Below are 24222 nucleotides of genomic sequence, written 5' to 3' on the forward strand. Positions count from 1 at the left end.
TGCCTTCCTATGAACGTGCAGGATATTTCCTTACGTCTTTTAATTATTGAAACTTACCCTACAAAATCAATCTCCAGCTAAAGATTATTCCGACAAAATTACTGGAGCATTCCTACTTAATATCCACTTGCCAATAATCCATTACAAACTATTATGAAGTCGTCGCCACGAGGTGACTTAAAATTTCAACGAACAAGGAGTTCACATCATGAAAAAGATTTCTCTGGAAACCAACAAAATCGCAAACCTGGCTTTTCTGGTTGCTCCTAAAGCCCGTTAAGTAAGTCAGGACGCTGGGGAGTGCCGGCAACTCAGCGTCCTTTCGACTTCAGCCAGAGTGAACAGCCCCATGTACATCAACCCTTATCTGTTTATATTGCCGCGCTCGCCAGGACAAGTAGTATGGAATTACAAAGACCACACTCAACATGAACTCGACATCAACTATTCATCGCGCCTTGCCCAACTAATAAACGATCCAGACCTGTTCGACACCCACAACATCATAGATACACAACTATTAAGCGTGGGCATTCTAACCATTGCAAAAATCGACACCCCGCAATGGGGCTGGGATGAATTATCAAAGATTTATCACATCGGCACTCAAAACATTCCCTGCGAACACTCACCACAGAACATTCATGAGTGGTCCAGACAATATCTGGCGCACTGCAACGAAGTATTGGCTAGCCCGCCCCCCTCGACTGAACGCCCGCAGCATGAAACTGATCAGCGCATTGCGCTGCCCGTTCCGTGCGCATTGAGCAACGACAGCCTGAATAACGCGTTGCTTCAGCGAAAGACTTGCCGCTCCTTTACCAATGCAGCGATGACGCTCAGCGACGTCGGCACCCTGCTTTATCTTTCACTCGGTTATCTCCACGAACGCGACATTGATCGCGACGACAGCATCGCTCAAGGCTTCGGCGCACGTCGCAGCAGCCCCTCCGCAGGCGGCCTGAACGCCTGTGAAGGCTTTCTGCTGGTACAGAATGTCGAGGATCTGGAGCCCGGCATCTACGCCTACCACCCGGCGCAACACACCCTGAGCCGGGTCAATCCATTACCACAACCGGCACTGGGCGATTTGCTCGGCGGCCAGCATTTCATCAACAACCTGCCGCTTGGGTTGTTCATCACGGCCCGATTTGATCGGCTCTGGTGGAAGTACGAGCACTCACGGGCCTATCGAATGGCGTTCGTTGAAGCAGGTCATCTATCGCAGACCTTTCAACTGGTTGCCACAGCGCTTGGCCTTAACACCTGGCTGACCGGTGCGTTTGCCGACAAACATGTCGAAACACTGCTCAAACTTGAGGGAAGCGCTGAACAAACGCTGTTTTTTGTCGGCTGCGGTGCGAGCGACGGATACGTGATGTGCGCGGAAATGCGCGATCTGCTGCGCGAGGTCCAGGCATGACCCTGCTGATCCCCGATCCGAATGAAGTACCGGTGTCATGGGCGCTCAAGTTCACCCTGGGGGACTGGGACAGCCGAGCCTCGGTACGCAGCAGCACCCACGACTATCAATTGCCGGACGACGTGCAGCAGCAACTGCAAAGCCGCTACTGGTTCCCTCCGGCCTTCCTGCCCTACCTGGCTCATCCCGCGATTCAGGCCGCAGGGCGTGAGGTGGTGCACCGACTGAGCGCCAACCATCTGGTGCATTTTCTGGATTACACCACCCTGCTCGAACACCGTATCGTCAATCGCGCGGTGGAAGTCATCGTCCACCGGGAACTGCCCATCTACGTACCCTTGCCAATGAAACACGCGGCGCTGCAGCTCTACACCGATGAGGGTTACCACGCGCTGTTCTCCAATCGTCTGGCCGAACAGATCGCCGCGCTCTATGGGATGACCGGACGTCCGGTTGTGCCGAAGCGGATCACCCGCATGAACGCAATGATCGCCCGCACCCCAGAGAAGAACCGCCCACTGGCATGGTTTCTGCTCGGCTTCGTCTCGGAGACCATCATTGCCCGCGAGCTGCTGGACATCTGCCGCGACACTCTGGTGTCCAGCGTGAACGACATGCTGCGCGATCATCTGACCGACGAAGCCCGCCACAGCCGCTACTTTGCCGAGGCGTTCCATTACTTCTGGCTGTCCATGAACAGTCGCCAGCGTACGTTTGTGAGCAGAACGCTGCTGGAGATCATCGGAATTTTCTTCGAGGTCGACGAACGCTGGCTGCAACAGAGCATGCGTGGCGCGGGCATCGCAGACAGTGACGTGATGGAGATAGTCGGCGGCATGGCAACGGTGCAGGCCAACCGCGCGCGTGCACGATCAGGTTGCATCGCTACGGTGGATGCATTGCGCAAGGCCGGATTTTTCGCCACGCCCCATAACCAGACACTTTTTGCCAAGGCAGGACTGATCGATGGATAAAGGAAAATCCGTGGTAACTCCCCGTCAACGTCGCGGGGCGGTCAGCCTGTTGCTCGCAATGGTGCTGCTTGGCGTGTTTCCACTGGATGTCCTGCTGCCTTCGTTTCCGGCACTGGCGGCGCATTTTCGCAGTACACCGGCGGACATCGCACTGTCGATCAGTCTGTTCGCCGTAGGTATCGCGTTTGCCCAGGTGTTGATCGGCCCACTGTCCGACGTGATCGGGCGCAAGGGCTTGTTGCTCGCCGGCATGAGCGTATCGATGCTCGGTGCCGTCGGTTGCGTGATGACCAGCGATTACGCATTGTTCCTGATGTTCCGGGTAGTACAGGCCTTGGGGTGCGGCTGCTTCGTGCTGTCCCAGGCACTGGTACAGGATCTGTTCGAAGGTGAAGAGCGTGATCGCCTGCGTATCCTGATGGTTACGGCCACCGGGATTTTCATCTCCGTATCGCCGCTGGCCGGCACTTTTCTGCAAGCAACCCTTGGCTGGCGCGGCAGCTTCTGGGTGTTCACTGCGCTGGCTGGCGCAGTGTTGCTCAAGGCCTGGATTTTTCTGGAGAACACCCGCCCCGTTGTCAGCGGCCCTCCCATGAGTTTCCTCAAGGCCTATCGACGGGTGTTGGGAGATTTCGACTTCCTCGGCTACTGGCTGATTTCGGCCTTCGCATTTGCCTGCCATTTTTCCTTTATCGTGATTTCACCGCTGATTTTCATGGACCAACTGCAATTGTCGGCCTATGAGTTTTCGCTGATCCTGCTGGTATACGGCGCCGCGTATGTCGTGGGCGGCATCATTGCCACGGTATTGAACCGACGTATCACGCCGGGCCGGCAAATCATCACCGGTCTAAGCCTGATTCTGCTGTCAGGACTGGTCATGCTGTATCTCGCCGCCCACCATCCTTTGGCCCCCGCCACGGTGCTGATCCCGATGCTGATCTGCACCGCCGGCACCACCATCACGCGTCCAGCCGCCACCTCCCGGGCTATGGGTCTGTTTCCCGAAAATGCCGGCACCTCAGCCTCGGCCGGCAGCACAATCATCTTCATCTGCGGCGGGTTGATCAGCGCATTGATCAGCCTGAGTCCGACCAATATGCAATCGACGCTGGGATACAGCTTCGTGCTGCTCAGCGGCATCGCGCTGATGCTCAACAGCCGGATAAGCCAGCGCGCCAGGAACCTTGCAATCAATGCGCTTGCGCAACCGGGTAGGGATTAAACCTGCCGATCGTCATCCCACACGCACCGTCGGCACTGGAACAACACTTTGCGCCATTCCCTCCAGACGCCAGCGGTGTAGAATCGGCTGATTCATCGCCATTCATCCCCCGGCGGGTTTATGAGCTCAGGCTGAGACCAGCGGCGATCCCGCAACGTCATCGGCAACATCACGGACACACGGCCATTTCTGAGTGTCCCAGACGTCAATAGAAGCTCACTCCCCTTTTGCACCTGATTAGTAAGTGATTAGCCGCCCGGAGTGCTCCATGCCAGATTACCGCTCGAAAACATCCACCCACGGCCGCAACATGGCCGGCGCCCGCGCACTGTGGCGCGCCACCGGGATGAAAGATGACGACTTCAAAAAGCCGATCATCGCCATTGCCAACTCGTTTACCCAGTTCGTACCGGGCCACGTGCACCTGAAAGATCTGGGCCAACTGGTCGCCCGCGAAATCGAACGCGCCGGCGGTGTAGCGAAAGAATTCAACACTATTGCCGTGGATGACGGCATCGCCATGGGCCACGACGGCATGCTCTATTCGCTGCCGAGCCGCGAGATCATCGCCGACTCCGTCGAGTACATGGTCAACGCCCACTGCGCCGACGCCATCGTGTGCATTTCCAACTGCGACAAGATCACCCCGGGCATGTTGATGGCTGCGTTGCGCCTGAACATTCCGGTGATTTTCGTTTCCGGCGGCCCGATGGAAGCCGGCAAGACCAAACTCGCGTCCCACGGCCTCGACCTTGTTGACGCCATGGTAATCGCCGCCGACGAAAGCGCTTCTGACGAGAAAGTCGCTGAATACGAGCGCAGCGCCTGCCCGACCTGCGGTTCGTGCTCCGGCATGTTCACCGCCAACTCGATGAACTGCCTGACCGAAGCCCTGGGCCTCGCACTGCCGGGCAACGGTTCGACCCTCGCCACCCACAGCGACCGCGAACAGCTGTTCCTGCAGGCTGGCCGCACCATCGTCGAGCTGTGCAAGCGTTACTACGGCGAGAACGACGAGTCGGTATTGCCGCGCAACATCGCCAACTTCAAGGCGTTCGAGAACGCGATGATGCTCGACATCGCCATGGGCGGTTCGACCAACACCATCCTGCACTTGCTCGCTGCTGCCCAAGAGGCAGAGATCGACTTCGACCTGCGCGACATCGACCGTCTTTCGCGCACCGTTCCACAGCTGTGCAAAGTCGCGCCGAACATCCAGAAGTACCACATGGAAGACGTGCACCGCGCCGGCGGCATCTTCAGCATCCTCGGCTCGCTCGCCCGTGGCGGTCTGCTGCACACCGACCTGCCGACCGTGCACAGCCGCAGCATGGAAGAAGCCATCGCCAAATGGGACATCACTCAGACCACCGATGAAGCGGTACACCACTTCTTCAAGGCTGGCCCGGCCGGTATCCCGACCCAAACGGCGTTCAGCCAGTCGACTCGTTGGGAAACTCTGGATGATGACCGTGAAAACGGCTGCATCCGCAGTTTCGAACACGCCTATTCGCAGGAAGGTGGTCTGGCTGTGCTGTACGGCAACATCGCTCTCGACGGCTGTGTGGTGAAAACCGCCGGTGTCGACGAATCGATCCACGTCTTCGAAGGCAACGCGAAGATCTTCGAAAGCCAGGACAGCGCCGTACGCGGCATCCTCGCTGACGAAGTGAAGGCTGGCGACATCGTCATCATTCGCTACGAAGGCCCGAAAGGCGGCCCGGGCATGCAGGAAATGCTCTACCCGACCTCGTACCTGAAATCCAAAGGCCTGGGCAAAGCTTGCGCACTGCTCACCGACGGTCGTTTCTCTGGCGGTACTTCCGGTCTGTCCATCGGCCACGCTTCGCCAGAAGCCGCCGCCGGCGGCGCGATCGGTCTGGTGCAGGATGGCGACAAAGTGCTGATCGACATTCCGAACCGCTCGATCAACCTGTTGGTCAGCGACGAAGAACTGGCGGCACGCCGCGCCGAGCAGGACAAGAAGGGCTGGAAACCTGTGGAAGTGCGTCCACGTAAAGTGACCACCGCACTAAAGGCCTACGCCCTGCTGGCGACCAGCGCCGACAAAGGTGCTGTGCGTAACAAAGCGATGCTCGACGGGCTGTAAGGCTTAACCGTCGAATACAAAAATGCCCCGCCTGAGTGCGGGGCATTTTTTTTGCCTGAGCAGATTCCCGAAACACTAAAAATCAAACTGTGGGAGCGAGCTTGCTCGCGAAAGCGGCATGTCAGAAATACAAATGGTGACTGACACGACGCATTCGCGAGCAAGCTCGCTCCCACATTAGATCTGCGGTGATTACTGAATTTCTTCTGGCTTGACGATCACCCAATTCTTGTCCGCCGTCACCGGCAACCCTTCTTTCGCCTGCGCCGCCGCGTGCTTGGCCATCATGCCGTTCAACTGCGTCATGTACTTGTCCTTGCGGTTGATCCACAAGTGAATGCCGCCCTTGGCCACATCGACATCGTGGAACAGCATGTAACCGTCGCTGGTCGGCGTATCGCCACCGACCAACACCGGTTTTTTCCATTCATCGATGTAGGTCAGAATCGCTGCGTGCTTGCCGGCCATCCAGGTTGCCGGGGTCCACAGGTACGGTGTCAACTCAAGGCCGAGGTTGGCCTTCTCGTCATATTTGCCGGCAGTGATCTGCTTGCGCGCAGTAGTCAGTTCGTTGGTTTCGCGGTTCTTCAGCAGCGTGGTCACGCCAATGACGTTCTGCGGTTTGACGTTGTAGCCGTACTTCGGATCCGCCGCGACCATGCGCACCAACTCCTCAGAGGCCGCGGTCATCACGTAGACCTCGATGCCGTTCTCCATCAGCTTGTTGTACAGCTCTTGCTGACCGGTAAAGATTTTCGGCGGATTAACGTCGAGTTTCTTCACCACATCGCCTTCGTAATACGTCGCCGGCACCGGTTTGCCCGAAGCCATCAGCTCATCGACGTAGCCTTTGAGTTCCTTGAGGGTAAAGCCAGAGAACACCTGTGCCACCCACGGATAGCAAACCATGTCATCGACTTCGCAGAGGCGATAGTAGTAACTGAACAGGCTTTCCTTGTGGTCGGCGGTGTCCTTGAACGGCATCAGTTTCAGGGAAGGGTCGAGTTTGTCGCGAGTGATCAGGCCCTTGTTTTCCATGAACGGCAACAAGGATTCTTCGAGGTCGTAGCGGTAACTGGTGTTGTCCATGTCGAACACCGCGTAGTTACCCTTGTTGGCATTGGCGGCGATCATCGCATCCAGCGCCTTGGCCTGATCGGCCGGCCAGTGTTTCAGGTCGGTGGCGAAGGCCTGAGTAGCCAGGCCCATGCCCACAGCCAGTGCGACAGCCAGAAATTTCGGTGCGAACTTCATAAGCCTCTTCTCCCTGATTCAAAGAGATCGACGCTAACAAATATGTGTGACAGTCCTCGTCTGTCAGCGACCGCCCACGTCCCTATCGCGCCAGATGCATTGCCGAGAGCGACACGGGCTTATTCCAAAAACGACGGACGCCCTAAGATTTCGGTATTAAATCATTGCAAATCAAACTGTTAGGCTTGCCGGTTCGCAGCAGCCCCGGAAGGCTGTTGGCAAAGTCTTTCTGGAGTTCTCATGAACCTACCGTTGATTCTCAACTTGCTGGTGTTCCTCGCCCTGCTCTTCGGTCTGGCGCAAACCCGCCACACCACCTGGAGCCTGGCGAAAAAAGTCCTGCTCGCACTGGCGATGGGCGTCGCGTTCGGCGTGACCCTGCACACCGTTTACGGTGCCGGCAACCCGGTGCTGAAAGCCTCGATCGGCTGGTTCGATCTGGTCGGCAACGGTTACGTGCAGTTGCTGCAAATGATCGTCATCCCGCTGGTGTTCGCCTCGATCCTCAGCGCCGTGGCACGTCTGCACAACGCCTCGTCGCTGGGCAAGATCAGCTTCCTGACCATTGGCACCCTGCTGTTCACCACTGCGATTGCGGCGCTGATCGGCATCGGCCTGACCAACCTGTTCGGCCTCACCGCCGAAGGTCTGGTCGCCGGAACCCAGGAAATGGCGCGTCTGCAAACCATTCAGACCGACTACGCCGGCAAAGTCGCCGACCTGAATGTGCCGCAACTGCTGCTGTCGTTCATCCCGCAAAACCCGTTTGCCGACTTGGCGCGGGCCAAGCCGACCTCGATCATCAGCGTGGTGATTTTCGCAGCATTCCTCGGCGTTGCTGCACTGCAATTGCTCAAGGATGACGTCGAAAAAGGTCAGAAAGTGATCAACGCCATCGACACCCTGCAAGCCTGGGTGATGCGTCTGGTGCGTCTGGTGATGAAACTGACCCCTTACGGCGTGCTGGCGCTGATGACCAAAGTGGTCGCCGGTTCCAACCTGCAGGACATCATCAAACTCGGCAGCTTCGTCGTGGTGTCGTACCTCGGTCTGGGCCTGATGTTTGTCGTGCACGGTTTGCTGGTATCGGCGGCCGGGATCAACCCGCTACGCTTCTTCCGCAAGATCTGGCCGGTGCTGACGTTCGCGTTCACCAGCCGCTCCAGCGCGGCGAGCATTCCGCTGAGCATTGAAGCGCAGACCCGTCGTCTGGGGATTCCGCAATCGGTGGCGAGTTTTGCCGCATCGTTCGGTGCGACCATCGGCCAGAACGGTTGCGCCGGTTTGTACCCAGCGATGTTGGCGGTGATGGTTGCGCCGACCGTAGGCATCAACCCGCTGGATCCGCTGTGGATCGCGACGCTGGTGGCGATTGTGACGTTGAGTTCGGCCGGTGTGGCCGGTGTCGGTGGTGGCGCGACGTTCGCGGCATTGATCGTGCTGCCGGCGATGGGCTTGCCGGTGTCACTGGTGGCGTTGCTGATTTCGGTTGAGCCGCTGATTGATATGGGGCGTACGGCGTTGAACGTGAGTGGTGCGATCACGGCTGGGGCGATTACCAGTCAGGTGATGCAGCAGACTGATAAAGAATTGCTGGATGCGGATGAGCATGCGGAACTTGCTCAGGCTTAAGTAGCGCCTGACAGACCGCTTTCGCGAGCAGGCTCGCTCCTACATTGGAATGCGTTTCCCTGTAGGAGTGAGCCTGCTCGCGATGCTTTTTAGGCTTTTTCCCAGACTTCGAAGTTGTACGCCGGCTTATCTTCAACCGCCGGGTTTTCAACGTTGGAAACCAGCTTCCACTGGTGCAAATCAAACTCCGGAAACCACGCATCACCCTCCGGGCTCAACGCCACGCGCGTCAGATACAGACGATCCGCCTGCGCCAGCCCTTGCGCGTACAACTGCGCGCCGCCAATCAGCATCAGCTCATCAACGCCCTGCTCTTTCGCCCATTCCTCAGCGCGAACCACGGCAGCTTCCAGCGACGGATAAACTTCCGCACCTTCCAGCACCAGATCGGCCTGACGGCTGACCACGATATTCAAGCGCCCCGGCAATGGCCGACCGAGCGAATCCCAGGTCTTGCGACCCATGATGATCGGCTTGCCCAAGGTGGTGGCCTTGAAGTATTTGAAGTCCCCCGGCAGGTGCCAGGGCATGCTGTTGTCGACGCCGATCACGCGGTTTTCACCGAGGGCTGCGATCAGGCTGAGGGGGAGTGATTTAGTCATGCCGGCGAGGATACCAGAGCCGCGCTTACCCCGATAAGCGCCACAGCGGTTATGCTCAGCGCTCAATTGAGCGACGGGATGCCGCGTGACTGAACTGACTCCACTGCAAAACCTCTGGCTCACCGAGACCGTGCGCCTGCGCGAAGAACACGCAGGCCCCTTGGAAGATCTGGAAGCCAATCGCCTGGCCCGCACCGCCGGCGGCGATCTGCCAAGCCGCATTCAGCGCCGGGCGCTCTGGCTGGCCGAGCGTGACGGGCTGACGGCCGCCCTCAAACACTGGCTGCAAGGCGCGCGCCTGGCACTGCTATTGATGGTGGTGCTGGCCTGCGTCACCGGGGCTGGCATGGCATTTTCTGCGCTCGGCGACGGTACGCGAGCGGTGAACATTTTCTGGGCGCTGGGCACGTTGCTCGGGGTCAATCTGATCCTGCTGCTGAGCTGGGCATTCGGCCTGCTATTCGCTGGCGAACATGCGGCAGCGCTTGGCAGGTTGTGGCTGTGGCTTAGCGAGAAATTTGCCCGGGACGCCAAAGCCGCGCAGTTGCCCCCCGCGTTGCTGGTCTTGCTGCAACGTCACAAACTCAATCGCTGGGCAATTGGCACGCTGGTCAATGGCCTGTGGCTGCTGATCATGTTCAGCGCGCTAAGCATGCTGATATTGATGATGGCCACTCGGCAATATGACTTCATCTGGGAAAGCACGCTGCTGGGCGCAGATTTCTTCGCGGCACTGACTGATGCGTTGACGGTCATTCCCCATGCGCTGGGCTGGAGTGCGCCGAGCGTGGACATGATTCGCGTGACGCTGGACACCGACTACAACCGTGTCCTGGTTCGCCAGATGTGGGCAATATGGCTGGTCGGCGCGGTGCTGATCTATGGCGTGCTCCCCCGTCTGCTGCTGATGCTGTTCTGCCGTTGGCGCTGGAAGCGTGGACGTGATCGCTTGCGTCTGGAACTGAACCTGCCCGGCTACGCGCAACTGCGCGAACGCTTGATGCCGACCAGCGAACGCCTTGGCGTCAACGACCCGGAGCCTGCGCAGTTGCATCGCGTCGAAAGCAGCGTCGGCGAACTCGCCAGCGAAGGCGCATTGCTGGTGGCCATCGAACTCGACGAACAACGTCCATGGCCGCCAGCGCTGCCGAAAAACGTCAGCAACGCCGGCATCCTCGACAGTCGCGAATCACGGCACAAACTTCTCGAACAACTCAGTCGCTTCCCGCCGGCACGGCTGGCAATTGCCTGCGACCCACGGCGTTCACCGGACCGCGGCAGCCTCGCCTTGATCGCCGAACTGGCGCGCAGCGCGGGCGAAACCCGCGTCTGGCTGCTGCAAGCGCCGCCCGGTGAAGCACTGGATGCCGAGCGCCTCGGAGACTGGCACGTTGCGCTGCAACAGCTTGATCTGAAGTTCGCCGATTGCGCGCCGTTGAACTGGCTGGAGACTGGCCATGACTGATGCCTGGAAAGCGCCGCTGAAACTCGCAGTGGTCGGCCATACCAACGTCGGCAAGACCTCGCTGCTGCGCACGCTGACCCGCGATGTCGGCTTCGGCGAAGTCTCGCATCGCCCGAGCACCACGCGGCATGTCGAGGGTGCGCGGTTGTCGGTGGATGGCGAGCCGTTGCTCGATCTCTACGACACACCTGGGCTGGAAGACGCCATCGCCCTGCTCGACTTTCTCGAGCGTCTGGAACGCCCCGGCGAACGCCTCGATGGCCCGGCAAGGCTGGCGCGGTTTCTCGACGGCAGCGAGGCGCGCCAGCGTTTCGAGCAGGAGGCGAAAGTGCTGCGGCAACTGCTCGCCTCCGACGCCGGTTTGTATGTGATCGATGCCCGCGAACCGGTGCTGGCCAAGTACCGCGACGAACTGGAAGTGCTCGCCAGTTGCGGCAAACCGCTGCTGCCGGTGCTGAATTTCGTCAGCAGTGCCAACCATCGCGAGCCGGATTGGCGTGAGGCGTTGGCACGGCTTGGGCTGCATGCACTGGTGCGTTTCGACAGTGTGGCGCCGCCGGAAGATGGCGAGCGGCGGCTGTATGAAAGTCTGGCGCTGCTGCTGGAAAACGCTCGTCCGCAACTGGAACGCTTGATTGCTGATCAACAGGCTCAGCGCCTCGCCCGCCAGCAAAGTGCGGCGCGATTGATTGCTGAATTGTTGATCGACTGTGCGGCTTGTCGGCGCAGTGTGGTCAGCGAAGCCGAGCAGGAACAGCAAGCCATCAGCGAACTGCGCAAGGCCGTGCGCCAGCGCGAGCAGAAGTGTGTTGAGGCATTGCTCAAGCTGTATGCGTTTCGTCCACAGGATGCGGCGGCGAGTGATTTACCGTTGCTGGACGGGCGTTGGGGCGATGACCTGTTCAACCCGGAAACCTTGAAACAACTCGGCGTGCGTGTGGGCGGCGGCATTGCTGCCGGTGCGGCGGCGGGGGCTGGTGTGGATTTGCTGGTTGGCGGGATTACCCTCGGCGCTGCGGCGTTGGCGGGGGCGATTGCCGGTGGTGCGCTACAAACGGCGCGCAGCTATGGCAGCCGGTTGCTGGGCAAGATCAAAGGGCAGCGTGAGTTGACGGTGGATGATGGTGTGTTGCGGTTGTTGGCGTTGCGCCAGCGGCAGTTGGTGGTGGCGCTGGATCAGCGTGGGCATGCGGCGATGGATGCGGTTCAGGTGGCGACGCCACAGGACAAAACCTGGCGTGAGGGCAAGTTGCCTGAAGCGCTGAACAAGGCGCGGGCGCATCCGCAGTGGTCGTCGTTGAATCCGCAGGCGAAGTTGAATCAGGGGGAAAGGCAGGAGCAGATTGAGGCGTTGGTGGGGAAGGTGCTTGAGCTGTAGACGCCGACCCTCACTGTAGAGACCGGTACATCCTTTACAAATTAGACCGGGGACATCGTTTACACCTTTACAGGCTTGAAACGCGTTTGGCGCCGCTTTCAAGCCTGCCTAAACAGTGGCTGCAAAGGTACAGTTCCCAAGCGTCATCAGCCACTTCCTTCAGCGCGATGTCCTCTCCAATCAGAGCCTCTCCTAGAAAAATCAGCTGTCCTTTCCATTTAATTTCCCCATTTGACCGAACCTTGCGTACTTCAACATCGGAACCGTATTCAAGCGCAGGCAAGTAACCGGGATAAGCGCGTGTCGACGGGCTATAGACAGATGCCGGCGGTTTCATGCCCAGCGCGGTGTGCGGTCGGTGGTGGTTGAAGTCTTGGATGAATTCCTGAAAAGCCAACTGCTGGCGCACCAGGTTTTCCGCCGGTGGCACTGCTGCCTTTAGCGTTCGATGCATCCGTTCATGTCGACCATTTTGGTCGGGACGGCCAGGCGTAATCGTTTCGACATGGATTCCAAGCCTGATGAACCAAACCGATAACTTCGAAAGTCGCGCTAGACCTGTCGATGCGAAAGGAGCGCCATTGTCAGTGCGGATTACATCCGGCAGCCCATATTCTCGAAAAGCCCACTCGAAGCCTTCCCGCGTCGGCGCTCCGTGCGTACTGGGCAAAGCGCGACAGACGAATAAAAAGCGGCTCATCTGATCGGTAATGGTCAGCGGATAGCACCAATTACCGTCCTGCATTTTGAACTGCCCTTTGTAATCAGCACACCAAGTCTGGTTGGGCGCGTCGACCGGACGCAAATGTGTTGGAGCACGGGGACGCGGGGGATAGGGCCGTCGCGCCACCACCAAACCAGCTTTCTTCAACCACTCCCCGGCGGTACTCGCCGCCGGCCATTGGATATGCGGATCGGAATCGCGCAGGCGACCAATGATCTGCTTGGGTCCCCGATCGGGATGTTCGTTTTTCTTGGCCAGCAGCGTGGCAATAATTTCGTCGGGCGTTTGATGAGGACAGTTCAACGGCTTGCGCGATTGCTCTTTCAAGCCATCTACGCCCAACGCTGCGTATCGTTCCAGCCACTTGTCGATGGTTGGACGGCTGACACCATAGCGCCGGCTTAATTGGCTCTTGGTGTAACTGCCGCCAAGCCAGTCGCTGACTAACTTCACTCGTTGATCCATTGGGGACTCTTGATTCCAGGGCATGGTCAGCACCTCCTGACCATGATTGATACCTGTAAACCATGTCCCCGGTCTCAAACGTAAAGGATGTACCCGGTCTTTACCCACCCCAGCCCTCTCCCAGAGGGAGAGGGAGCTGACCGTGTTGTTCTTCCGTCATACGTCGACCTGAGATATCCAGTCGAACTCAGGTTTGAAAGGCATGAAAATCGGCCCCCTCTCCCTCCGGGAGAGGGCTGGGGTGAGGGTGACAATCACTCAGCCGCCAACAAAACCTCAGCCTTGCGCTTGAGCACCGCCAGATCAATAACCGGCACCGCCGTCTCCTTGGCCAACTCATCCCACTGCCGCATGCGCAAACTCACCGCACACAACGGATCACGCTCAAACACATCCGCCTCAGCCTCCGTCATCACCCCACCCTGATACGCCAACGTCCGCTGACTCGCCTCACTTAACCGCTCGAAATACCCAGGCTCACGCAATGTCAGATACCGCTTGGCCTGCACGTGATATTCCACCAACCGCGCCATACGCTCGCTGAAACCGGCCTCACGCAAATAATCCGCACCCAGCCGTTCATGGCTGACCACACCATACCCGCCCATGTTTTCCGCGCCCTCGGCACACAAATGGCCGATGTCATGAAAGAACGCCGCGAGCACCACTTCATCATCAAAACCTTCGGCGATCGCGAGTTCGGCAGCCTGGGACATGTGCTCGATCTGCGACACCGGTTCGCCGATGTAATCGTGGGTGCCAAAGCGTTCATACAGCGCGAATACCTTGGCGACGGTTTGCTCGTGACCTGTCATCAAATTTCCTCCAGCAACTGCGCAACGTTGCGTTCAGCCATTGCCGGGCCAACGCTCATGCCGACGCCGGTGTGCATCAGCGCCACACTCAAACCGGGTGCCGGGTGCAGGAACGAAAACGGCCCCGGCCCCCGGGAACCATAGACGCCCTGCCAGCGCTCGACCACTTGCACCTTGCAGCCCAGCGTCTGCTCGGCCAGTTCGAGCATCCAGTTATCGACCTGCTCGGCGTTGAACGGTGAAGGGTCGCTGCCGTAATGGTGCGAGTCGCCGATGATCAGTTCGCCGTACGGCGTCGGGCTGATCAGCAGGTGGATACCGTTGTCGTGCAGGTGCGGTTGTTCACGCAGGATCTGCGCCTGCACCGCCGCCGCTTCCGGCAGATCGGCGAAGGCGCCGTAGTGCACGCAGCTCAGGCCGGTGAGCAAGGCGTGTTGCAGATTGAGATCGATCTGCGGTTTGGCGCGGAGCATTTGCAGGCGGCAGATTTGCGGGTCGAGCGCGGCGATCGGTTCGGCCAGCAGGGTCTGATAGTCGTGGCCGGAGCAGACGATGATCTGCTTCGCGGTAAAACTGCCGGCGGTGCTGTGCAGATGTCCCGGCTCGACGTCGCGTACCAGGGTGGAGAAGTGGAACTCGACGCCGAGGTCGCGGCGCAGGTAATCGATCAGAGCCGGAATCGCTTCGCGCGAATACAGCTGTTGATCGTCCATGCCGTGCAACGCGGCGCGGTGATGGCTGAACTGGCCGTGATACAGATCGCGCAAGGCAGCGCCGCGCAGCAACTGGATGTTGTAACCGTGTTCCACGGCGCGACCGTTGCAGAAGGCTTCGAGCAGATGTTCTTCGGCTTCGGTGCGGGCAAACAAGTAGGAGCCGTTGCGTTTGATTTGCAGCCCGGCGAGTTGTGCCCAGTCACCCCATATCTCGCGGCTGGCCTTGGCCAGTTCGAGCATTGGGCCCGGCGGTTGGCCGGTGACCAGGGCCTGGCCGAAGTTGCGCACCGAGGCGCCGAGGGGCGTGGCGGTGCGTTCGAAAACGGCGACCTTGAGGCCGCGTTTGGCGGCGGCGTAGGCGTGGGACAGGCCAAGGATGCCGGCGCCGACGATGAGCAGGTCTTTGTGTTGTGTCATCTGGATGATGTCCTGAATGAAAGACCGCAATCGCGAGCAGGCTCACTCCTACAGTTGGAATGCGTTCCCCTGTAGGAGTGAGCCTGCTCGCGATGAGGCCCTGTCAGTCGATAAAAATCTTACTTGGCAACCACTTTCTCGGACTTGCCGTCATAACGCTTGCGCCACTCGGTCAGAATCTCGTCACGATTCTTCGAGGCCCAGGCAAAGTCGTTCTTGATCAAACGCTGCTCATAATCCGCCGGCAATTCGGTCTGCGGCTTGGCGATACCCGGTTGCGCAAGAACAGCGAAGTTCTCCTTGTACAGATCCATCGCCTCAGCGCTGGCGGAGAAGTCGGCGAGTTTCTTCGCCGCCTCTTCATGCGGCGTGCCTTTGATCACAGCGGTCGCTTCGATCTCCCAGCCCAGACCTTCCTTCGGCAGGATGATGTCCAGTGGCGCGCCCTGACGCTTCAGTTGTACGGCTGGATACTCGAAAGAAATGCCGATCGGGAATTCCCCCGCCGCCGCCAGTTTGCAAGGCTTGGAACCGGAGTGAACGTATTGGCCGATGTTCTGGTGCAGACCGTCCATGTACGCCCAACCCTGCTTCTCGCCGAAGGTTTGCAGCCAAGCGCTGACGTCGAGAAAACCGGTGCCGGACGACGCCGGGTTCGGCATGACGATCTTGCCCTTGTACTCAGGCTTGGTCAGATCCTGCCAGCTCACCGGTTTAGTCAGGCCCTGCTTCTCGGCTTCGACGGTGTTGAAGCAAATCGTTGCGGCCCACACGTCCATACCGACCCAGGCTGGCGGGTTGGCAGCATCGCGGTAATTCGCGCCGATCTTGCCGAGATCCTTCGGCGCGTAGCTTTGCAGCATGCCTTGCTGGTCGAGGATCGCCAGGCTCGATGCCGCGAGGCCCCACACCGCGTCAGCCTGCGGGCGGGCTTTTTCGGCGAGCAGTTTGGCGGTGATGATCCCGGTGGAATCACGCACCCATTTGATCTCGACGTCCGGGTTGGCCTTTTCAAAGGCTTCTTTGTAGGACTTCAGTTGCTCGGCTTCGAGGGCGGTGTACACCGTCAACTCGGTTTTTGCCGCGAAGGCATTCAGGCTGAAAGTAGCGAGCACAGCAGCGGCCAGGGCCATAGGCTTGAACATGATCGTTTTCCTGTAGGTGAGTTGAATCAGTGACCGGGCGCGGTTTGCCGCCAGGCTTGGGAACGGCGCAGCAAGCCGCGCGAAGCCCACGCCAGCAGCAAGGACACGCCCGCCGAGGTGAACAGAATCAGAGTCGACATCGCCGCCGCGCCGCCGACGTTGCCGGCGTCATCCATGTTCAGCACCGCCACCGCCGCGAGGATGGTGTCGGGGCTGTAGAGGAAGATCGCTGCCGACACGGTGGTCATCGCCGAGACGAACAGGTAGCGCACAATGTCGAGCAGCGCCGGCAGGCAGATCGGCACGGTGACGCGCAGGTAGTGCCGATACAGCGGCGCCTTCAGCGACAACGCGGCGGCTTCGAACTCGGCGTCGAGTTGGCGCAGCGCGGTGGTCGCGGTCATTTGTGCAGTGGTCAGGTAGTGCGCAATGGTGCAGACAATCAGCAGCGTCATCGTCCCGTACAGCACATGCAGCGGGTTACCGGTGAGGTTGAAGAAGAAAACGTAACCCAGACCGAGCACCAGCCCCGGCACCGCCATCGGCACGAAACTGAGCATGCGCAACGCCAGGTTGAGGCCACGTTGGCTGCGGGTTTTCTCCATCAGATAGGCGCCGGTAAAAATCAGCACGCTGCCGATCAACGCCGTACCCAAGGCCATCTTCAGACTGTTGCTGTAGGCCAGCCAGCCACCGCCAGCGGTTTCGTTGAACTGGTAATGGTTGAGCGACAGCGACAGGTTGTACGGCCAGAATTTCACCAAGGAGGAGAACACCGCCATGCCGAACACCAGAATCAACGCCGCGCTGATCAACAGGACGATCGTCAGATAGCAGCCATCGCGCAGCTTCGACGGCGCCGGTTTGAACACCTGCGCCCGACCGCTCATGGAGTCACCGTGACGGCGGCGCAGCCAGGCATCGACACCGAAGCTGAACAGCGCCGGCAGCAACAGCACCATGCCGATCAACGCGCCGCGACCGAATTGCTGCTGACCGACCACGGCTTTGTAGGCTTCCAGCGCCAGCACTTGATAGTCGCCACCGACCACCACCGGCACCCCGAAATCGGTGATGGTCAGGGTGAACACCAGACAGAACGCGGCGAACACAGCCTGGCGAGTCGCCGGCCAAGTGATGCTGCGAAACGCCTTGGCCGGACTGGCGCCCATGCTCGACGCGGCATCGAACAATCGTGCATCGGCCAGTGACAGCGCCGAGAGCAAGATCATCAGCGCATGCGGGAAGGTGTAAATCACCTCGCCCAGCACAATCCCCCAGAACCCGTAGATGTTGTCCGAGAGCAGGCCGCGCAACATGCCCTGGTTGCCAAACAGATAGACCAGCGCAATGCCCGGCAGCATCGACGGTGCCATCAGCGGCAACAACGAAATGCCTCGCCAGATACCTTTCGCCGGAATCAGCGTGCGTTGCAGCGCGTAGGCAAACAGATAGGCCAGCGGTACGACGATGGCCGCGACGCTGAGGGAAACTTTCAGACTGTTGCCGAGCAACCAGTGAAAATTCTCGCTGCTCACCAATTCCTTCGCCGCAACCCAGCCACCGCCCTGCCCGGCCTCACTGCTGAAACCGCGCCAGAAGATTGCCAACAACGGCAGCAACACCGCGACGCCGAGCAACAGCAGCAAGAGAACTTTGCCACCGACGACAAAAATGCGGTCGCCGATCTCGGCTTTCGAAGTCTGGCGCACCTGCTTGTGCGGTAGCGGCAGCGCGAGGTTGCTGTTCATCAGGCAAACACCTGCAGGCTGCGCGGCGGCAAGGCGACCATGATTTGCTGGGCGCCGAGGCGCGGCATGGCTTCCGGGGCGAGTTCGGCGAGCAGTGCGTGGCCCGGCAGTTGATCGAGTTCGAAACTCATGCGGCAGCGGTTGCCGAGGAAGGTGATTTCACGAACCTTGGCCGGGAACAGGTTTTCTTCGTGCACCGGCGGATTGACGTTGATCGCCTCCGGGCGGCAGAACAAACGACCCGAAGCACGCTGAACGCTGCCATCGCTGAGGCGCAGGTTCATTCCGCCGACCTGCGCGTGGCTGTCGCTGCTGCGCTGGAACGGCAGCCAGTTGCCCTGGCCGACAAACTCGGCCACGAACGGTGTGGCCGGGCGGTTATAGATTTCCTGCGGGGTGGCGTATTGCTCGACGCGGCCGTTATTCATCACGGCGATGCGGTCGGCCATCAACATGGCTTCGTCCTGATTGTGCGTGACCATCAGGGTGGTGATGCCGAGGTTGCGCTGCAGTTGCCGCAGCTCGGTGCACAGATGCTCGCGGACGCGGGCGTCGAGGGCGGACATCGGTTCGTCGAGCAATAGCAGAGATGGTGCAGGCGCCAGAGCGCGGGCCAGCGCGACACGTTGCTGTTGGCCGCCGGACAATTGGCCGGGGTATTTTTTCTCGCTGCCGGTGAGGCCGACCAGTTCGAGCATCTGGCCGACACGACGGCGCACTTCGTCGCGACCGCTGCCGGCGAGGCCGTAGGCAATGTTCGCTTCGACGGTCAGATTGGGAAACAACGCGTAGGACTGGAACAGAATCCCGTAGTCGCGGGCCTGCGGGGCGAGGTGCGAGACGTCGCGGTCGCCAAGGTACAACTCGCCGCTGTCCTGTTTCTCCAGACCGGCGATGCAGCGCAGCAACGTGGTCTTGCCGCAGCCCGACGGGCCGAGCAGGCACACCAGTTCACCGGCGGCGACGTCGAGGGAGACGTTATCCAGCGCGGTGAAAGCGCCGAAGCGTTTCTGCACGCCGCGCACTTTCATGGGTGCGCCGGGGTTGGTCAGGGCAGTTGCGATGGCAGGATTCATGGACAGACCTCATCAAGCAGATGGGGCCAATCCTAGAGTTGTAATGCGTCCGTCATGTGGCAGTGAGGCAAAAACTGGCGATAGTGGTATTCGGGGATTTTGGTTCAGAAGATTCAGGTCTTGGGTTGTTTGAACCGACGCCTTCGCGAGCAAGCTCGCTCCCACAGGGGGAACGCATTCCAATGTGGGAGCGAGCTTGCTCGCGAAGAGGCCGGCGCAGGCACTGAAAATCTCAGGCCGGGGACATTTCCTGCGCCAACCCGAGGAACGCCGCCGGCAACCGCGCGCCCTTTCTCTCTTTCAGGCAATACAGATACTCGGGAATCTGCGGCGCATTCTCGATCGTCAGCACGCGCAACTGCGGGTCATGCGGCACTTCCTGGCGCGCAATGATGCTGATGCCGATATTGCGCAACACCGCCTCACGGATCGACTCACGACTGCCAATCTCCAGCAACGGCCCGAAACTCACCCCAGCACTCGCCAGTAACTCTTCGGTCAACCGCCGCGTGGTTGAACCCGACTCGCGCATCAACAATGTATGCCCGGCCAGCGCGCTCAACGCCACATGCTCCTGCACAGCCAGCGGATGATTGCGATGCACCGCCAGCACCAGCGGATCCGTGCCCAACACCCGACGAATCAACCGCGCGTCATCAAGCAATTGTGACGACGCGGCGATGTCCACGCGGTAATCCTCCAGCGCTTCCAGCACCTGCTGCGAATTACCGATTTCCACCGACACTTCCACTTGCGGCAGACGCTCGCGAAAGGTCTTCACCAGATCGAGGATGTAATACGGCGCGGTCGCTGCGATGCGCAACGTGCCCTGCACCTGACCGCTGTTGCGCAGGAAAAACTCGATATCCGCCTCTTGCTGCAACAGCGTCTTGACCATCGGCAGCAACCGCGCGCCTTCGTCACTGACGCTCAAGCGCCGGCCGCCACGGTAGAACAGCTCCACCGAATACTGACTTTCCAGATGGCGGATCTGCGTGGTCACGGTGGGTTGGCTGAGGCCGAGTTTTTTCGCCGCCAGCGTGATGCTGCCCAGGCGGGCGACCATGTAAAACGCTTTCAGCTCGGCACTCAGCACAACCTTTCCTCATCTATTTGCGCAGCAGGCGCAAACCGTTGAACACCACCAACAGGCTCACGCCCATGTCGGCGAACACCGCCATCCACATGGTGGCGAGCCCGGCGAAGGTTACCGCAAGAAAGATCGCTTTGATCACCAGGGCCAGCGCGATGTTCTGTTTCAGGATGCTTGCGGTGTTGCGCGACAGGCTGATGAATGCCGGGATCTTGCGCAGATCGTCGTCCATCAGGGCGACATCAGCGGTTTCGATGGCGGTATCGGTGCCGGCAGCGGCCATGGCAAAACCGATCTCGGCGCGGGCTAGTGCCGGCGCGTCGTTGATGCCGTCGCCGACCATGCCGACCCGATGACCTTTACCGTAAAGCTCCTCGATGGCTTGCAGTTTGTCGGTCGGCAGCAAGTCGCCACGGGCCTCGTCGATGCCAACCTGCGCGGCAATCGCCTGAGCGGTGTGCACGTTGTCACCGGTGAGCATCAGGGTTTTCACCCCGAGTTCGTGCAACTGGCGAATCGCTTCACGGCTGGTTTCCTTGACCGTGTCGGCCACGGCGAACAGTGCCAGCGGGCCAGAGCTGTCGAGCAGCAGCACCACGGATTTGCCCTGTTTCTCCAGCGCAAAGAGTTTTTCTTCCAGTGCTGGCGAGCACAGGCCGAGTTCTTCGACCAGTCGATGGTTGCCCAAGTGGTAGGTCTGACCGTTGATTTCACCTTTGACGCCACGCCCGCCCAGCGCTTCGAAGTTATCCACAATCAGCGTGGCGAAGTTTTTATCCACAGCAGCGTTGGCGATGGCCAGCGACACCGGGTGGTCGGAACGACCGGCCAATGCAGCGGCGATGGCCGGGGCCGTGGCATCGGCGGTCGGATCGAGGGACAGGTAATCAGTCTGCACCGGTTTGCCGTGGGTGATCGTCCCGGTTTTATCCAGCGCCAGATAATCGAGCTTGAAACCGCCCTCCAGGTACACGCCGCCCTTGACCAGAATGCCTTTGCGCGCCGCTGCCGCAAGGCCGCTGACGATGGTCACCGGAGTGGAAATCACCAGTGCGCATGGGCACGCGACCACCAGCAACACCAGCGCGCGGTAGATCCAGTCGAACCACACAGCGCCCATGAACAGCGGCGGAATGATCGCCACGGCCAAGGCAAAGACGAACACCACGGGCGTGTAGATTTTCGAGAACTGATCGACGAAGCGCTGAGTCGGTGCGCGCGCGCCCTGAGCCTGTTCGACCGCGTGAATAATGCGCGCCAACGTCGAGTTGTTCGCCGCTGCGGTGACCGCGTATTCCAGCGAACCGGCCTGATTGATGGTGCCAGCGAAGACTTTGTCACCGACGGTTTTCTCTACCGGCAAGCTCTCACCGGTGATCGGCGCTTGATCGATGGTCGAACTGCCGCTGGCCACTTCGCCGTCCAGCGCAATGCGCTCGCCCGGCTTCACCCGCACGCGGGCGCCGAGTTCGACGCTTTTCACGTCCTGCTCAATCCAGCTGCCGTCAGCCTGCAATACCGTGGCTTGCTCCGGCGTCATCTGCATCAAACCGCTGATCGCATTGCGCGCACGGTCCAGCGAGCGCGCTTCGATCAGCTCGGCGACGGTGAACAGGAACATCACCATCGCCGCTTCCGGCCACTGGCCGATGAGGATGGCGCCAGTGACGGCGATGCTCATCAGTGCGTTGATGTTGAGGTTGCGGTTCTTCAGGGCGATCCAGCCCTTTTTATAGGTAGTCAGGCCACCGCTGAGGATCGACACCAGCGCGATGATCGCCACCACCCAGGTTGGCGCGGCGTTGGTGAAGTGGATGACTTCGGCGGCGAGCGCGCCGACACCGGACAGCGCCAGCGGCCACCAGTGTTTTTTCACCGGGGCCGGGGCTGGCGCTTCGACGCCCGCCTCCAGCGGCTCGGCGTGCATGCCGAGGGACTTGATTGCTTCGGTGATCGGCTCGGTGCCCGGCAGGTTATGGGTCACGCCAAGCACACGGTTGATCAGATTGAATTCCAGCTGCTGCACGCCGGCGAGTTTGCCGAGCTTGTTCTGGATCAGCGTCTGCTCGGTCGGGCAGTCCATCGCTTCGATGCGGAAACTGCTCAGGCGCGCATCGGCGCTGGTCTTTTCGCTCAGTTGCACCAACGCAGGCGCGGCGGCGTTCGACGAGCAGCAGGAGTCTTCGTGCGCATGCACCGGGGCCGGCGCTGCGACTTTCGACCCGCAGCAAGAATCGCCGCCATGGGCATGCTTATGCACAGGCTGCAATTTATGACTGTGATCGTGGCCGTCGCCGGGCTTGTGGGTGTGCTGGGAATCGCTCATTGGTCGCGTCCATGAAGGTGCCTGTTGCCAAGTAAAGACCCTGTAGCCACTATAGGGTCAAGCACCCTTTTGGAGATTGTCGTCATGAAGATCGGAGAACTGGCCAAACTCACCGACTGCGCCGTGGAAACCATCCGCTACTACGAGCGCGAAAACCTCCTGCCAGAGCCGGCCCGCAGCGACGGCAACTACCGCGTCTACACCCAGGCCCACGCCGAACGCCTGACCTTCATCCGCAACTGCCGCACCCTCGACATGACCCTCGAAGAAATCCGCAGCCTGCTGGCCATGCGTGACAGCCCGCAGGATCAGTGTGAAAGCGTGAATACGCTGATCGACGAACACATTCAGCATGTGAAGGCGCGGATTGATGGGTTATTGGCGTTGCAGACACAGCTGCTCGACCTGCGCCAACGCTGTGGCGAAGGGCCGATGGCCGATCAATGCGGGATTTTGCAGCGGCTGGAAGTGAGTGGCGGGGTTGTCGCGACGGAGGTTGAGCATTCCCATGTGGGCCGCAGCCACGGCCATTGAGCCCAACACAAAACCAAATGTAGGAGCTGCCGCAGGCTGCGATCTTTTGATCTTATAAACAGCAAGATCAAAAGATCGCAGCCTGCGGCAGCTCCTACACAGTGGTATTGCGTATTGCTTGTCAGACCGCCATCGGCGCGGTCATTGGCGCGTGGTGCTCGTAGCCTTCCAGCGAGAAATCGCTCGGCTCGACCAGCTCCAGCCATTCCGGCTGGTACACGCCAGTCTTGGCAAACTCCGGCACACGATCCGAGATCTTCAGCTTCGGCATGGCGAACGGCTCACGCTTGAGCTGTTCGTTGAGCATGTCCAGATGGTTCTCGTAGACGTGTGCATCACCGATGAAATAGGTGAACCAGCGCGGCGTGTAACCGGTCAGGCGACCGATCAGGCTCAGCAGCGCGGCGCCTTCGGTGAGGTTGAACGGCGTGCCCAGACCCAGATCGTTTGAGCGGATGTAGAGGGTCAGAGAAATCTCTTTGGTCTCGACATTCGGGTGGAACTGGTACAGCAGATGGCACGGCGGCAGGGCCATTTCATCCAACTGGGCGACGTTCCAGCCGTGGAACAGAATACGGCGGCTGCCCGGATCGTTGATGATCGTGTCGACGCACTGGCGCACCTGATCGATGGCTTTGTACAGCACCACGTAGGCCTGGCCGTCTTCTTCGCCCTGAGCGATCTGCTTGTAGCCGTTGGCCAGGGTTTGTTCGATGGCGGCGGTGTTGCTCAGCGGGATCTGCTTGTACGCCGGCCATTTGCGCCATTGCACGCCGTAGATTTCGCCGAGGTCGTCGTCGCCCTGACGGAACGGGTTGGCCAGCCACTGCGCGTTTTCGTTGGCGTTCTGGTCCCAGACCTTGCAGCCCAGCGCACGGAATTCAGCGGCGTTGTTCACACCACGGAGAAAACCGCACATCTCGCCGATGGCCGATTTGAAGGCCATTTTGCGCGTGGTGATCGCCGGAAAACCTTCCTGCAGATCGAAACGCAGCATCGCACCCGGGAAGCTGATGGTGTTGATGCCGGTGCGGTTGGCTTGTTTGGTGCCGTTCTGAATGACGTGCGAGACCAGTTCGAGATATTGCTTCATGAGT

General features: G+C 59.9%; 19 protein-coding genes. 8 read left to right on the plus strand and 11 right to left on the minus strand.

What is annotated here, in order from left to right:
* The first annotated feature begins 349 nt into the window (after positions 1–349).
* The 4 genes from GTU76_RS16245 to ilvD all read left to right on the plus strand — a co-directional run bounded on the left by GTU76_RS16245 (position 350) and on the right by ilvD (position 5732).
* A complete protein-coding gene (locus GTU76_RS16245) occupies positions 350–1423 on the plus strand; it encodes a SagB family peptide dehydrogenase (protein ID WP_180699061.1) in 1074 nt (357 codons plus the stop codon).
* Positions 1420–2397 carry a diiron oxygenase gene (locus tag GTU76_RS16250; protein WP_175555564.1) on the plus strand — a complete coding sequence of 326 codons (978 nt, stop codon included), beginning with the start codon at positions 1420–1422 and terminating at the stop codon, positions 2395–2397. Before GTU76_RS16245 ends, GTU76_RS16250 begins: the two co-directional genes overlap by 4 nt.
* Positions 2390–3622, plus strand: a complete 1233-nt coding sequence (locus GTU76_RS16255; protein ID WP_175555565.1) for a multidrug effflux MFS transporter — start codon at positions 2390–2392, stop codon at positions 3620–3622. Before GTU76_RS16250 ends, GTU76_RS16255 begins: the two co-directional genes overlap by 8 nt.
* Before the next feature lie 268 nt (positions 3623–3890).
* Complete coding sequence (gene ilvD, locus GTU76_RS16260; RefSeq protein ID WP_077574927.1) at positions 3891–5732, plus strand: dihydroxy-acid dehydratase; 1842 nt, start codon at positions 3891–3893, stop codon at positions 5730–5732.
* 192 nt (positions 5733–5924) lie between these two features.
* Here ilvD and GTU76_RS16265 read toward each other — a convergent pair whose 3' ends face one another.
* Positions 5925–6986: an HAD family hydrolase gene (locus GTU76_RS16265; RefSeq protein WP_016983215.1), complete on the minus strand. Its 1062-nt coding sequence runs from the start codon at positions 6984–6986 to the stop codon at positions 5925–5927.
* Positions 6987–7226: 240 nt separating this feature from the next.
* On the opposite strand from GTU76_RS16265, the gene GTU76_RS16270 reads away from it, so the two are divergent.
* The gene (locus GTU76_RS16270) at positions 7227–8618 is read left to right on the plus strand and encodes an L-cystine transporter (RefSeq protein ID WP_175555566.1); all 1392 of its coding nucleotides are present in this window, start codon (positions 7227–7229) and stop codon (positions 8616–8618) included.
* 89 nt (positions 8619–8707) lie between these two features.
* Here GTU76_RS16270 and GTU76_RS16275 read toward each other — a convergent pair whose 3' ends face one another.
* Positions 8708–9220, minus strand: a complete 513-nt coding sequence (locus GTU76_RS16275) for a dihydrofolate reductase (protein WP_016983213.1) — start codon at positions 9218–9220, stop codon at positions 8708–8710.
* A gap of 85 nt (positions 9221–9305) precedes the next feature.
* Between GTU76_RS16275 and GTU76_RS16280 the strand changes: the two genes are divergently transcribed.
* A complete protein-coding gene (locus GTU76_RS16280) occupies positions 9306–10685 on the plus strand; it encodes a DUF2868 domain-containing protein (RefSeq protein ID WP_180699062.1) in 1380 nt (459 codons plus the stop codon).
* Positions 10678–12063, plus strand: coding sequence for a GTPase/DUF3482 domain-containing protein (locus GTU76_RS16285; RefSeq protein WP_175555568.1), 1386 nt, complete (start codon positions 10678–10680; stop codon positions 12061–12063). Before GTU76_RS16280 ends, GTU76_RS16285 begins: the two co-directional genes overlap by 8 nt.
* A gap of 67 nt (positions 12064–12130) precedes the next feature.
* Here the strand turns inward: GTU76_RS16285 and GTU76_RS16290 are convergent, their stop codons facing one another.
* The 8 genes from GTU76_RS16290 to GTU76_RS16325 all read right to left on the minus strand — a co-directional run bounded on the left by GTU76_RS16290 (position 12131) and on the right by GTU76_RS16325 (position 22591).
* Complete coding sequence (locus tag GTU76_RS16290) at positions 12131–13276, minus strand: integrase core domain-containing protein (RefSeq protein ID WP_102902214.1); 1146 nt, start codon at positions 13274–13276, stop codon at positions 12131–12133.
* 230 nt (positions 13277–13506) lie between these two features.
* Positions 13507–14067: a phosphonate degradation HD-domain oxygenase gene (locus GTU76_RS16295; RefSeq protein ID WP_180699063.1), complete on the minus strand. Its 561-nt coding sequence runs from the start codon at positions 14065–14067 to the stop codon at positions 13507–13509.
* On the minus strand, positions 14067–15200 hold the full coding sequence (locus tag GTU76_RS16300) for a TIGR03364 family FAD-dependent oxidoreductase (protein ID WP_180699064.1): 1134 nt from the start codon (positions 15198–15200) through the stop codon (positions 14067–14069). Before GTU76_RS16300 ends, GTU76_RS16295 begins: the two co-directional genes overlap by 1 nt.
* 119 nt (positions 15201–15319) lie before the next feature.
* Positions 15320–16345, minus strand: a complete 1026-nt coding sequence (locus GTU76_RS16305; protein ID WP_016983209.1) for a putative 2-aminoethylphosphonate ABC transporter substrate-binding protein — start codon at positions 16343–16345, stop codon at positions 15320–15322.
* Positions 16346–16371: 26 nt separating this feature from the next.
* Positions 16372–18096 carry a putative 2-aminoethylphosphonate ABC transporter permease subunit gene (locus tag GTU76_RS16310; RefSeq protein ID WP_180699065.1) on the minus strand — a complete coding sequence of 575 codons (1725 nt, stop codon included), beginning with the start codon at positions 18094–18096 and terminating at the stop codon, positions 16372–16374.
* A complete protein-coding gene (locus tag GTU76_RS16315) occupies positions 18096–19172 on the minus strand; it encodes a putative 2-aminoethylphosphonate ABC transporter ATP-binding protein (RefSeq protein ID WP_016983207.1) in 1077 nt (358 codons plus the stop codon). Before GTU76_RS16315 ends, GTU76_RS16310 begins: the two co-directional genes overlap by 1 nt.
* A gap of 232 nt (positions 19173–19404) precedes the next feature.
* Positions 19405–20268, minus strand: a complete 864-nt coding sequence (locus GTU76_RS16320; RefSeq protein ID WP_180699066.1) for a LysR substrate-binding domain-containing protein — start codon at positions 20266–20268, stop codon at positions 19405–19407.
* Positions 20269–20281: 13 nt separating this feature from the next.
* Positions 20282–22591, minus strand: a complete 2310-nt coding sequence (locus GTU76_RS16325; protein ID WP_180699067.1) for a heavy metal translocating P-type ATPase — start codon at positions 22589–22591, stop codon at positions 20282–20284.
* An 84-nt stretch (positions 22592–22675) separates the two neighbouring features.
* Here GTU76_RS16325 and cadR point away from each other — a divergent pair, with 84 nt between their 5' ends.
* The gene (gene cadR, locus GTU76_RS16330; RefSeq protein WP_016983204.1) at positions 22676–23125 is read left to right on the plus strand and encodes a Cd(II)/Pb(II)-responsive transcriptional regulator; all 450 of its coding nucleotides are present in this window, start codon (positions 22676–22678) and stop codon (positions 23123–23125) included.
* A gap of 121 nt (positions 23126–23246) precedes the next feature.
* Here cadR and GTU76_RS16335 read toward each other — a convergent pair whose 3' ends face one another.
* Positions 23247–24218 carry a thymidylate synthase gene (locus tag GTU76_RS16335; protein WP_007913001.1) on the minus strand — a complete coding sequence of 324 codons (972 nt, stop codon included), beginning with the start codon at positions 24216–24218 and terminating at the stop codon, positions 23247–23249.
* Between the last annotated feature and the right edge of the window lie 4 nt (positions 24219–24222).

Source organism: Pseudomonas crudilactis (genome assembly GCF_013433315.1).
In the GTDB taxonomy this organism is placed as follows: Bacteria; Pseudomonadota; Gammaproteobacteria; order Pseudomonadales; family Pseudomonadaceae; genus Aquipseudomonas; species Aquipseudomonas crudilactis.